At 62.2% G+C, this 12,143-nt stretch carries 8 protein-coding genes; 4 read left to right on the forward strand and 4 right to left on the reverse strand.

All coding sequences use genetic code 11. The features are described 5' to 3' along the window. Window positions 1-92: 92 nt before the first annotated feature. From pgeF to secB, 4 genes are all read left to right on the forward strand, one after another. Window positions 93-824, forward strand: coding sequence for a peptidoglycan editing factor PgeF (gene pgeF, locus P0N66_RS12200; RefSeq protein ID WP_275805811.1), 732 nt, complete (start codon window positions 93-95; stop codon window positions 822-824). After that, a complete protein-coding gene (locus P0N66_RS12205; RefSeq protein WP_275805813.1) occupies window positions 821-2,434 on the forward strand; it encodes an RsmB/NOP family class I SAM-dependent RNA methyltransferase in 1,614 nt (537 codons plus the stop codon). The genes pgeF and P0N66_RS12205 overlap by 4 nt, the downstream gene beginning before the upstream one ends. Window positions 2,435-2,469: 35 nt before the next feature. Then, window positions 2,470-5,307: an excinuclease ABC subunit UvrA gene (uvrA, locus tag P0N66_RS12210; protein WP_275805815.1), complete on the forward strand. Its 2,838-nt coding sequence runs from the start codon at window positions 2,470-2,472 to the stop codon at window positions 5,305-5,307. 467 nt (window positions 5,308-5,774) lie between these two features. After that, entirely contained in the window at window positions 5,775-6,299 is a 525-nt protein-coding gene (gene secB, locus P0N66_RS12215; protein ID WP_275805817.1) for a protein-export chaperone SecB, read from the forward strand. A 99-nt stretch (window positions 6,300-6,398) separates the two neighbouring features. Here the strand turns inward: secB and P0N66_RS12220 are convergent, their stop codons facing one another. From P0N66_RS12220 to P0N66_RS12235, 4 genes are read right to left on the reverse strand one after another with little or no spacing between them, the layout of a single operon-like run. Further along, window positions 6,399-8,291, reverse strand: coding sequence for an Ig-like domain-containing protein (locus tag P0N66_RS12220; protein ID WP_275805819.1), 1,893 nt, complete (start codon window positions 8,289-8,291; stop codon window positions 6,399-6,401). Window positions 8,292-8,310: 19 nt separating this feature from the next. Then, window positions 8,311-9,906, reverse strand: a complete 1,596-nt coding sequence (locus tag P0N66_RS12225) for a type II and III secretion system protein (protein ID WP_275805821.1) — start codon at window positions 9,904-9,906, stop codon at window positions 8,311-8,313. A 14-nt stretch (window positions 9,907-9,920) separates the two neighbouring features. Next, window positions 9,921-11,579: a tetratricopeptide repeat protein gene (locus P0N66_RS12230; RefSeq protein ID WP_431190048.1), complete on the reverse strand. Its 1,659-nt coding sequence runs from the start codon at window positions 11,577-11,579 to the stop codon at window positions 9,921-9,923. Between the two features lie 2 nt (window positions 11,580-11,581). After that, the gene (locus tag P0N66_RS12235) at window positions 11,582-12,142 is read right to left on the reverse strand and encodes a hypothetical protein (RefSeq protein ID WP_275805823.1); all 561 of its coding nucleotides are present in this window, start codon (window positions 12,140-12,142) and stop codon (window positions 11,582-11,584) included. Window position 12,143 lies beyond the last annotated feature (1 nt).

Consider the following 12,143-nt stretch of genomic DNA (forward strand, 5'->3'; position numbering starts at 1 on the left):
AAAAAACGCTTGCACCAAAACCGTACCCCCCTTATGAAGCAGGTAGGAGCTAAGCAGCTCCTACCTGCTTCATTTTTTTTGGATTTGTACTGATGAAAATTATCCGCTACCGTAATTTTACTGATCTGAGCCCGGCTCCGGTGCATGGTTCTTTTGGCCGCTGGGGTGGGGTCAGCAGCGGGGCGCTGGCCGAGTTGAATGTCGGGTTCGGAGTGGGCGATGAGCCGACCCGGGTGGCGGCGAATCGCCGGCGGGTGCGGGAGGCTTTGGGCTTGTCGGTGCTGGTTGCGGCCAAGCAGGTTCATGGCGACCGGGTGGCGGTGGTGGAGCGGGTGCCGGATACGGACCTGGAGCTTGCCGCTTGCGACGCCCTGGTCTGTGCCCATCCCGGGGTGGGGTTGCTGATCTGTCAGGCCGATTGCCAGGCGGTAATGCTCTATGACCCCCGGCAACGGGTGGTGGCCAATATCCATGCCGGGTGGCGGGGCAGTGCTTTGAACATTATCGCCGCCACTGTTAAGGTGATGGTTGATACTTTTGGCTGCGCTCCCGGCCAGTTGCGGGCTGCCGTCAGTCCTTCGCTGGGCCCCTGCTGCGCCGAGTTTATTAATTACCGCCGCGAGTTGCCGCCAGGCTTTCAAGCCTACCAGGTACGGGAGAACTATTTTGATTTCTGGGCCATTAGCCGGGATCAACTGCAAGGCGCCGGCCTGGCGCCGAAAAATATCGAACCGGCCGGGATCTGCACCCGCTGCGATGAGGACTTTTTTTCCTATCGCCGCGATCGCGCCGGTGGTCGTAACGGCTCGGTGATTGCGGCATGAAGCAAACCGGCAAGGGTAAAGCAACTGATCACAGGGTAAGCGGTTCCGGGGGGCCGCCGAAAGCAGCAAGCGGAACGGCGAAGCGTACCACCGTACGTGAGCCGGCCCGATCGCCGCTTTCGGCGGTGCCCCGGGATCGCTTACGTCTTAGTCCCCGGCAGGTGGCGCTGGAGCTGCTGGTGCAACAGGAACAGCAGGGCCGGCCGCTCGATCAGGTGCTGGCTGAATATCCGCCCGGGCGTTGGCCGGTCGACCGGCGTGACCGGCAACTGGTACGGGCCCTGGTGTACGAAGTGCTGCGCCGCCGCGGTTTTCTCGATCAGGTGCTGGCCCGTTACGCCAAACACCCGCTGGCCAAAATGAAACCTCTTACCCTGGCGGCCCTGCGCCTGGGGTTGGCGCAACTGCTCTTTTTTGAACGCCTGCCGCCGGCGGCGGCCATTGATGAAACCATCCGCGCCTTGAAGGCGGCCCATCAGCCCCGCTGGCTCACCGGCTTTGTCAACGGGCTGTTGCGCAATACGGCACGCGAGCGTGAGGATTTGCTGGGCCAGGCTGCCCAGCAGGCTGACTGGCTCAGCGTTCCTCCCTGGCTGCGGCAACGGCGGGAACAACAACTTGGGCCGGAGTTGGCCCGCCGCCGCAGCCAGGCGGAAAACCAGGCACCGCCTCTGGTGCTGCGGGTCAATCCTGTCAAAATCCAGCCCCCGGAGCTGGCTGCCCGCCTGCGGGCCGCCGGTCTCGAGGTGGAAGAAGGATATCTGACCCCGGCGGCGTTACGCTTACCGACTTACCATGGCCGGGTGGAGGAGCTGCCGGGCTTTGCCGACGGCTGGTTGGCGGTGCAGGACGAGGCGGCGCAACTGGTGACCATGCTGCTGGCTGGCGCTCCCTCCGCCGACCAGTCGGCAACGCCGCTAAATACAACGTCGTTGTACCTTGACGCCTGCGCCGGGCTGGGCGGCAAGACCGCCCACCTGGCCGAGCTGCTGCCCCTTGGCGCCGGGCTGGTGGCCCTGGAGCCCCACGCCGGTCGTTTTGCCCTGCTGGGCGATAACCTGCACCGCCTGGGTATTAAGTTTGCTCAGTTGCCGCCCCATGTCGCGTCGGAAGAATTGGCCCGCCGGTTGCCGACTTCGGCTGCCCACCAGCACCCGGTAATGCTTGGCCGGCAAACCCTGGAAAGCTTTGCCGCCCTGCTTGATTCGGCTTCCGTTACTCGTCCCTTTCAGGGTATACTGCTGGATGCTCCCTGTTCCGGCCTGGGGGTGGTGCGGCGGCATCCCGATATCCGCTGGAATCGCCGGCCCGAAGATCTGCGGCGCTATCAGCAGCAGCAGATCGCCCTGCTGCAAAAGGCCGTCGAACTGCTGGCCCCCGGCGGCATGGTGGTGTACGTGGTCTGCAGCAATGAGCCGGAGGAAAACCGGGAGGTGATTGATGCGGTTATGCGCCGCGTGCCGGGCCTTGCCATCACCGATCCCCGGGCCTTGCTGCCGCCGGCCGCCGCCGCGCTGGTGGACCGGGAAGGTTTCTTCCGCTGCGGGCCGGAAACCGGTCTGGACGGTTTTTTTGCCGCCCGCCTGACCCTGGTCGCAAATGATGCTTAAAATCGGGCCAACCGCCCGTTGCTGGTAACTGCTTGATGGAACCGCAATATCTCCGCATCCGGGGTGCCCGGATGCATAATCTGCAAAATATTGATGTCGACCTGCCTCGCAACCGACTGGTGGTCTTCAGCGGCCTGTCGGGATCCGGCAAGTCGTCGCTGGCCTTTGATACCCTTTATGCCGAAGGGCAGCGGCGTTATGTGGAGTCTCTCTCCACCTATGCCCGCCAGTTTCTCGGCCAGATGGACAAACCCGAGGTTGATCTGCTGGAGGGCCTGTCGCCGGCTGTTTCCATCGAGCAGCGCACCACCAGCCGCAATCCCCGCTCCACCGTGGGCACCATCACCGAAATATACGATCACCTGCGGCTGCTTTTCGCCCGGGTGGGCCAGGCCCACTGCCCCCATTGCGGCGAGGCCATCCAGCCCCAGTCTTTGCAGGACATGGTCAAAACCCTGCTGGACTATCCCGCAGGCAGCAAGCTGATCCTGCTGGCCCCGTTGATCGATGATAAAAAGGGCGAACACCAGGGGGTCTTACAAAAACTCCGTCGCGACGGCTTTGTTCGGGCCCGGATCGATGGTGAAATAGTTGGTCTCGACCAGGAGATCAACCTGGCCAAGACCAAAAAGCACACCATTGAGGCGGTGGTGGATCGGCTGATCATCAAGGAGGGGGTGGCCCGGCGCCTGGCCGATTCGGTGGGAACCGCCCTGCGCCTGGCCGAGGGCAAGTTGCTGGCCCATTTCCCCGACCTGGCGGGAGGGGAACAGGAACGGCTGTTCAGCGAACTGGCCGCCTGCATCAGTTGCGGCCGCAGCCTGCCGGAACTCTCGCCCCAGCTTTTTTCCTTCAATAACCCCAAGGGTGCCTGTGCCGAATGTGGCGGCTTGGGCGTCAAGCAGGTCTTCGACCCGGATCGGGTGGTGGCCGACCCCCAGCTCAGCCTCAACCAGGGGGCGCTGCTGCCCTGGAGCGGACGCAGCTCCGGCTCCTATGTCCGCAACCTGATCAAGGCCCTGGCCGAACGTTACGGTTTCGATCCCGACCGCCCCTTTGGCCGGCTGCCCCAGGCAGCCAAAGAGCTTATTTTTAACGGCAGCGGCGATGAGGCGATTACCTTCAGCTACACCCGTTTCCGCCGCCGCCGCACCCACAGCAAGCCCTTTGAGGGCCTGCTGTCGCAGCTTACCCGCCGGTATCTGGAAACCGAATCGGCGGCGGTGCGGGAAGAACTGGAGCAGTACATGAACGAGCAGCCCTGCCCGGCCTGCCACGGCGCCCGCCTGCGGCCCGAGGCCCTGGCGGTGATGGTCGGCGGCTATTCCATCGCCCGGCTGTGTGCCTTAAGTATCGAAGAGCTGCTGGCCGCCCTGCCGGCCCTGGAGTTCGCCCCGGCCCGGGCGCCGGTGGCCGCCCGGATCATCAAGGAGATTCACGACCGGCTGACCTTCCTCCACGACGTGGGCCTGGGGTACATTACCCTGGCCCGGCGGGCTTCCACCCTTTCCGGCGGCGAGGCCCAACGGATTCGGCTGGCCTCCCAGATCGGGGCGCGGCTGGCCGGAGTGCTTTATATCCTCGATGAGCCCAGTATCGGCCTGCACCAGCGCGACAACCGCCGGCTGATCAACACCCTGCTGCGGCTGCGGGATCTGGGCAACACGGTGATCGTGGTGGAACACGACGAAGATACCATCCGCGCCGCCGACCATGTGCTGGACATGGGCCCCGGCGCCGGGGTGCACGGCGGCCGGGTGGTTTATAACGGCGATGTTCCGGGGCTGCTGGCGGCGGAGCAGTCGCTAACCGGTGGCTATCTTGCCGGCCGGCTGGCCATTGCGGTGCCGGCCAAGCGCCGCCGGCCGGGTAAAAAAAGTGCCTGGATAAAGCTCAGCGGGGCGGCGGCCAACAACCTGCAGAATCTGGAAGTGGCCCTGCCGTTGGGGCTTTTTACCTGTGTCACCGGGGTGTCGGGCTCGGGCAAGTCCTCGCTGGTCATCGAGACCCTGTTCAAGGCGGCGGCCCGTCACCTTTACGGCTCCCGGGACACACCGGGGGAGTATAAAAAAATCAGCGGTCTGGAGCAGATCGACAAGGTCATCGATATCGATCAAAGCCCCATCGGCCGCACCCCGCGCTCCAATCCCGCCACCTACACCGGGGTGCTGACCCCGGCACGGGAACTCTTTGCCCGCCTGCCGGAGGCCCGCACCCGGGGCTACAAGCCCGGCCGCTTCAGCTTCAACCTCAAGGGAGGGCGCTGCGAGGCTTGCGAGGGCGACGGGGTGATCAAGATCGCCATGCACTTTCTGCCCGACCTGTATGTGACCTGCGAGGCCTGTAACGGCAAGCGCTACAACGAAGAGACCCTGGATATCCGTTACAAAGATAAAAATATTGCCGAGGTGCTGGCGATGACGGTGGAGGAAGGGCGGGATTTTTTCAGCGCCGTGCCGGCCATCCGCAACAAGCTGGAGACCCTGTTTGAGGTGGGCTTGGGTTATCTGCCCCTGGGGCAGTCCTCGGTGACCCTGTCCGGCGGCGAGGCCCAGCGGATCAAGCTGTCCCGGGAGTTGAGCAAACGCCAGACCGGCCGTACCCTCTACATCCTCGATGAACCCACCACCGGCCTGCACCCCGCTGACATCGAGCATCTGCTGCATGTCTTGAACCGCCTGGTGGATGGCGGCAACACGGTGGTGGTGATCGAGCACAACCTGGATGTGATCAAGACCGCCGACTACCTCATTGACCTGGGGCCGGAAGGCGGCGAGGGCGGCGGCCGGGTGGTGGCCGCCGGTCCCCCGGAAAAGGTGGCGGCCTGCCCCGAGTCCCACACCGGCAAGTACCTCAAGCCACTGCTGGGTTGAGCCGGGTTGACCAGGTCATTGGTTGTGGGTAGGGGGTGGGTGCCGATAAAACCGGTAGCGGCTCATTCTCGGCGGGCATCCCTGCCCGCCTCCGAGGCGGCGGCGGCCTCCTGCGCGTCCATGCGCTCGGCCGCCGCCGAACCCGCCGCTACCGGTTTTATCGGCACCCGTCCAAGCGCAAGATGACTTTGACGTTGCCCGGTGGGCTGACAGGTAAGGCTTGGCATTCGGGGTGATATTCGCTATATATGATGACTTCGCAAGAAGTCATCAACGCGCCCATGGATGGGCGCGCAAATCAATAGCTTGCGGGGTAAGCTATTGATTTGTAAGGAAAGCGGAAACCGCGTTTTCGCTTTCCGGGGAGCAAAAAGTCCATGGACGGACTTTTTGCGACATCGTCATATATGATGACTTAACCCTGCGGGGATCATGAAAAAATAACCGACTGAGCAAGGAGATGAGCAATGAGCGAGGAACAAAAAGGTAGTGCGGCGGCAGGTCAGGGCCAGGGGCAGCAGCAGGCCGCGGCCCCGGTATTTCGGCTGCAGAAGATGTACCTCAAGGATCTTTCCTTTGAAAGCCCCACCGCCCCGGAGATCTTCACCGAGCAGGGGGTTGACCCCAAGGCCGACGTGCAGTTGAAGCTGGAAAACCGCAAGCTGGACAGTGCCGATCAGTACGAGGTGACAATCAAGATCACCGCCACGGTGACCAACAACAAAACCGGCAAAAACATGTTCATCGTCGAGGTGGAGCACGGGGCGGTCTTCCTGCTCCAGAACATTCCGCCCGAGCACATGCCAGCGGTGCTGGCGGTGGAATGCCCGGCCACCCTGTTCCCCTTCACCCGCCAGATCATCAGCCAGACCACCGCCGACGGCGGCTTCATGCCCTTCCTGATGGACCCGGTCAACTTCCTGGCCCTGTATGAAAACTCCCGCAAGCAGCAGCAACAGCAGCAGGAGGGTGCCGCCGCTCCCCAGCAGTAGGGAAAAATCGGCAGAAATCAAAGGTAAAAGGCCGTGAACCGGGGTGTAGGTTCACGGCCTTTGGTCTTATCTCAGCCGGCGGGAGAGACGGGCCTATAACTATAACGTGTCAGAACAACTGCCGGACTCACCAAAAGGACTGGGATTACCCGGCGGGTTGATGCCGCTGTCGCTCAGGTCATCGGCCAGCATGGGGAGGCGGAAATAGCGGGTTCTTTTGCCTTCACTGCCGCCCACCATGGCCCTGGCGGTCAGTTCAACCCGGATCCAGTGACCAAGTTCCCGGAAATAACGAAGGTCGAAGTGGGCAAAGCCGTCATCGCCGGTGATGGCTTCGACGGTGGTTGAAGTGCCCGCCTCATTGGACAGGGTCACCACGTTGCCAGGGGTCAGGTTGCCGCTGTTGTTCTGATCTTCCCCGGCGTCCAGTATACCGTCTCGGTTGACATCTTCATTGTCGCATGTGGCGGTGGTGGTTGGCGTCCAGTAGGTCCCGCCCCAGGTGTAGGAACCTTTGTAATAGTGGGTGGGCCAGATGCTCAGGGTTACCTTGGCGCCGGCCACCGGGCCGCCGGCCGAGTCGGTTACCAGTACCCCGTAGGGCAGGGCGTAGGTCAGCAAGTTATATTCTTCAATGACGTTGCTGGTGCCCAAGGTAATAAACAGCGCCGAGCCGCCAACGGTAATGGTAACGGTTTTGGTAATCGCCGAGGTGTCGGCCACCTGGGCGGTGATCTCCACGGCTTCATCCAGAGCGCTTGAGGAATCGCCGGCATAGTAAATGGTTCTGGCCCGGCCATAGCGGTCGGTAACCGCCGAAACAGGGTCGATCACACCGCTGGTGTTATCGGCCAGGCTGAAGTTGACGGTTTTGTTTTTAACCAGGTTGTTCTGCGGATCACGTACCGTGGCGATGATTTCACTCTGTTCCCCGGGGGCAATAATGGCCGGATCGGCCTGGAGGGTCATGGAGTCGGCGATGGTGGCAACAAACAGCACCTCGGTTTCGGCCTTCATTCCGGTTTCAGTATAATCGGCGATGATTTTAGCCAAACCGGCTCCGTCGGCCCCGGTGGCGGTGAGAGTGACGGTGGCCTTACCCTCGGCGTCGGTGGTGGCGGTGGTTGACGAAAGGGTGCCGCGAGCGGTGTGGAAAACGATCTCTGCCCCCGTCACCGGGTTGCCGGCATCGGTCCATTGTAGGGTTACCTCATAGGACTCGCCCAAATCCAGCTCCGGCCATTCTTCGCCGTCGTCTGCTGTTGGTGCAATAAAAACAAAGATATCCGGAGTAACCTGGAAAGAGTGGGTGATGGCGGTACCGGCACCACTGATGGTAATGATGTCGTCATCATCGCTGGTTACTTCGATGGTGATGGTAGTCCGGCCGTCGGTGTTGGTGGGAGGCACTTCCGCGATGTTGTTTTCCGCCGCCGATTCGGCGGTTAGAGTGACGCCTTGAATCCCGGCCCCGGCCGAGTCCCGCAGGGCCACCTCCAGTTGGAGGGTGCTGTCAAAGGTAGCGGTACTGGGAGCAGTAAGCAGTGATAGCTCTGTGCCGGTGACCATGACACTGACCGTATCGCTTACGGTCCCGGCGCTGGCCCTGACCTGGATTTCCCGGTTGCTTTTGTCGCCGGGGGTGGAAAGGCGGGCCTGGGCCCGGCCGGCCTCATCGGTGGTAGCATTGACCACGGCTAAACTGCCGCTGTAGCCATCAACGATGGCAAAACTGACATTGACTCCTTCCATCAGGACGTTACCGGTATCATAAACGATGGCGTCCAGGGTTACCGGTTCGGTGTCGGCGGAAGGCAACTGGGGGCTGCTGGCCAGCAGGGTAATGCTGCCGACATCGGCAAATTCACCATTGTCGATGTCGATGTCGTTGTCGTCATCGTCGCCGTTCTTGTTTTCCGCGCAGGCGCTGAACATGAACAGAAGCAGGAGCAGCAGGGCTCCGTGGCCAGCTATTTTTGCTGCTTTAAGCATTGATGTTCCCCCTCCGGCATCAAATAATGGTGGGCTGCAGCAGAATGACCAGCTCCCGTTTGCGGGAGGTCTTGGTTTCGTGGCTGAACAGTTTTCCTAAAATGGGAATATTGCCCAGAATCGGCACCTGGTTACTGGTGGTGTCCTGCACGTTGTCGATCAGGCCGCCGATCATCAGGGTGTCGCCATTCCGGATCTTTACCACGCTGTTGAGTTCGCGGATGTTGATCTGGGGCAGTTGGACGATCATGCCCTGGAAGGACCGCTCCTGCATGGGTTGGGTCAGGCTCGAAGTCACCGGGGTGAGGCTCAGGACGATTTCATCTTCGTCGGTGATGGTGGGCAGCACCGCCAGCCCCAGGCCGGACATCACGGTGTCGGTGGTGACGCTGGTCGAGACGCCGCCGCCGGTGTCGGTGGTGGTTTCCACCTGGGAGATGTAGCGGAAGGTTTCACCCACCGTGATCATTGCCGGTTGGCCGTTCATGACGCTGATCTTGGGGTTGGCCAGAACATCGGCGGAGCCTTGTGACTCAATGGCGTCGAGCAGTATCTGAAAAGGGTTGGGACCGATGGTGGCCTGGGTCACCCCGCCGCCGGCGGCGTCCCAGGGATAAATTATGCCCTGGGGGCCGAACAGTTCGAAGTTGAGATGCTTGCCGCTTAACACCCCGCGCCAGTCAATACCGCTCTTGTGCTGTTCGTCCAGGTTGACCTCGACGATCTTGGCCTCGATGGAGATCTGGCGGAACAGGCGGCTTTTCAGGTTGTCCAGATACTCTTCAATTTTGTTGACCAGTGGCCGGGGGGCGGTGACGGTGATCAGGCCGATAGGCTTGTCGATGGCGTAATAACCCTTGCCGCCCTTGACATCCCGCCGCCGGGTGGTGGTCACCTCGCCGTTGGTGCCCGGGGCCGGGCTGGTCTGCACCGTTTCATCCCAGATCTCCAGGAGCTGGTCCAGGTTTTGGCGGATGTTGTCCCAGATGTCGAATTCGTTGCCGTCACTGGTCAGTTGGATATTGCCCACCAGGGCCCCGGAGCCGCCGCCAATGCCGCCGGCGCCCAGCACATCGCCGCCCACCCCGGTGCTGTAGGTGGAGCGCATAAAGGGCATGGCCACGTGAAAGGCCCGGGTTTCCTGGTACCTGACCACGATGGTGTTGCGTTCCATCTCATGGAAATAGTCAACCTGGCGCAGGAGGTTGTTGATGGCCTGGTAAAAATCATCCTCGGCCCGGATGTCCACATCCACCGGTACGTGCTGATCAACATCGCTGGCCCAGCTGATGTTCATCCCTTTCAGGTTGGCCAGTTTACGCAGGATCTCCCGCAGCGGTACCGGCCCGACGGTGGAGGAAATGTCGGCCCCCACTGGCACCCGGACCTCGGGTTCATCCCCCACATCCAACTGCCGCCGGGCATCCTGGGTGCGGAGGGCATAAGCCGGGCGCTGGAAGCGCGCCGGCAATTCGGCGGCGGTTTCCTGCTCAACGGCCGGGGCTTCACGTTCCACGGGGTCGGGGGGGGCAGGGGAGCAAGCGGCCAGACCAAAAGTCAGGGCGATGATTCCCAGTAAGGCCGGTAATTTTTTCAGGCTGTTTAGTACTCGCATGGTCCTGGTCTCCTCTACTCTCCGGTCTCGGCGATTCGCTTCCGGATAAAGAGCCGCAGATCCTGGGGCAGCTCGTAACCGGAATGCAGAATGGCGCGGTATTGCTCTCGGGCCTGTTGCACGGCACCGGTGCGGTCAAAAAGTCGGGCTTTGGCGATCATGGTTTCCAGGTCATCGCCGAACAGCTGGCTGTAGCGTTGCAGCAAAGCCAGGGCTCCTTTGGGGCTGTCGTGTTCTTCAGCGAAAGCGGCGTAGCTGATCAGGGCCTCGGCCGCGGGTTGAGGCTGGCTGATCGACTGGTCGAACAACTCCTTGGCCTCGGCGCCCCGCTGCATATTGGCGGCGGCGATGGCGGCCAGCAGGGCGACGTGGTCGTTGGTTTCGTCATGCCGCAGCGTCGTCCGGCCAAAATGCAGGGCCCGAGCATTGTTGCCCAGTTCCACCAGGTAGATGGTGGCAATTCGCTCCGCCAGCCGGGAATTTTCCGGCCACAACTCCAGAGCCTTTTCATAAACGGTCAGGGCTCCGGCATGGTTGCCCGTTTCTTCCAGTTCAGTCCCCTGGCGGATCAACTCCCGGGCCCGGACATGTTCCGGCGGCAGTTCCATCCGCTGGCGCACCGCAATCTGCGGGGCGGCGGCCCGCACCTGCAGTTGCTGCTGCTCGACGGTTTCCTCCCTCTCCGGCCAGACAAACTCCTTGGCCCGGGGAGAGATGACAATGGTGTTGTGACGTTCTTCCTTTTGCAGATCCTTGAGGTTGAGGATGATGTTCAGGGCGAAATCCCATGGCACATCCTTAAGGGTCAGGGTCAGTTGCCCCCGCACCCCTTCGTCTACCACCACGTTGCGGCCGGTGGCCATGGCAAAAAAGCGAAAGACGTTATGCAGGTCGGTTTTAAAAAACTCCACATTAACCCGCATGGGGCTCTCTTCCTCGGCCTCGATCACTTCGGCCACCATGGTCGGTGGCTCCGGCTCCGCTTCGGTTACGGCGGCGTCGGAGAGATCATAGGCCGGGGTTTCCGGTTCCTGGCGGGGGCGAGTGTGGAATTCCAGGGGCGGAATCTTGGGCACCACCGGCTCGGCCGTTGCCAACGGCGGCTGGGCCTTTTTCAGGTCGGCCAGGATGGCGGCGGCAGGATCATCGGGCTTTGGCGCCGGCGGCTGCTTGGTCTTGGGGGCGGGGATGGTCTTGCTGACCTCTTCCTCCCGGACCGGCCCTGGTTTGGCCTTGCCGGCGGTCATGACCCGCGGCGGGGTGGCCAGGGTCACCAGGATGTCGTGGTTTTCCGCCGTGGTGCGGTAATCCAGGGTGCTGGTCAGGATCGCCTCCAGCCGGATGATGTTCTGTTGCGTCAGGGTGCGGCGGCGGAGTTCCTGCAGCTCACCCCGGGGTAAGCCCGGCGGGGTGGCAAGATCTTCGGCCCAGCCGGCGTCGGCAATGTCGACCACCACTCGGGGCGGGTCGAACAGCAGGTAGCTGGTAAAGGTCGGCGACGAACTGCCGGAGATTCGCAGCAACATGGCATCGTCTTTTTGCTCCAGGGTAATGGCATCCACCAGATAGTCGGCAGCCGGGGCGGCGGCGACATTCTGGTGGCCGCCCAGCAGCCCGCCCAGCAGCAGCGCCAGCGCAATAGCCTTGATATGTCGGGGGATGGGTGTCATCACGGTCAATCTCCCTCTTGGGTTAGAAACATTTCGATGGTGCGGTATTCCGTTTCGCCCGCCGGGGTCATCGTGGACTCTTTAATGATGACCCGGCCGGGGGTGATGCTTTCCACCCGCCCCTTGCGTCCGATCAAATCACCGGGCCGGAGGAAATAGCCGCGCCCGGTGGAATCTTCGGCCATGGCCATGGTCTCCCGGTCGCTCACGAAGATGGCGGTCAGGCTCAACTGGCCGGGCTCTAAACGGCGCAGGCCGGTGAGAACTTCTTCTTCCCCGTCTTCTACGGGCTCGCCCGGTGCCGGGACGGGAGCGGTTTCCACAAAGGGCATGAAAGGGTCCGGACGCCCCACCAGGCGATAGACGAAAGCGCTGTCCTGTCCCGGCTGCAACCCTGGTGTGCCGGTCAGTTCCGGCGGCACCGGGACTTCCAGGATGGCCTCCGGCGCGATTTCGCCGCCGGCCGGTAACGCTTCCGCGACGGCCCGCGGCGACCAGGAAAGGTTGCAAGCCATGACCACTGCCAGGGTGGAAAGGAAAATTATTTTGCTTGCCGGGTAACGCATG

It is taken from the genome of Desulfurivibrio dismutans (genome assembly GCF_029210385.1).
Classification (GTDB): Bacteria; Desulfobacterota; Desulfobulbia; order Desulfobulbales; family Desulfurivibrionaceae; genus Desulfurivibrio; species Desulfurivibrio dismutans.

What these genes read in the sequence shown, in the direction of transcription:
- pgeF (WP_275805811.1), top strand. Translation starts at nt 93, where the DNA reads ATGAAAATTATCCGCTACCGTAATTTTACTGATCTGAGCCCGGCTCCG.
- P0N66_RS12205 (WP_275805813.1), top strand. Translation starts at nt 821, where the DNA reads ATGAAGCAAACCGGCAAGGGTAAAGCAACTGATCACAGGGTAAGCGGT.
- uvrA (WP_275805815.1), top strand. Translation starts at nt 2,470, where the DNA reads ATGGAACCGCAATATCTCCGCATCCGGGGTGCCCGGATGCATAATCTG.
- secB (WP_275805817.1), top strand. Translation starts at nt 5,775, where the DNA reads ATGAGCGAGGAACAAAAAGGTAGTGCGGCGGCAGGTCAGGGCCAGGGG.
- P0N66_RS12220 (WP_275805819.1), bottom strand. Translation starts at nt 8,291, where the DNA reads ATGCTTAAAGCAGCAAAAATAGCTGGCCACGGAGCCCTGCTGCTCCTG.
- P0N66_RS12225 (WP_275805821.1), bottom strand. Translation starts at nt 9,906, where the DNA reads ATGCGAGTACTAAACAGCCTGAAAAAATTACCGGCCTTACTGGGAATC.
- P0N66_RS12235 (WP_275805823.1), bottom strand. Translation starts at nt 12,142, where the DNA reads ATGCGTTACCCGGCAAGCAAAATAATTTTCCTTTCCACCCTGGCAGTG.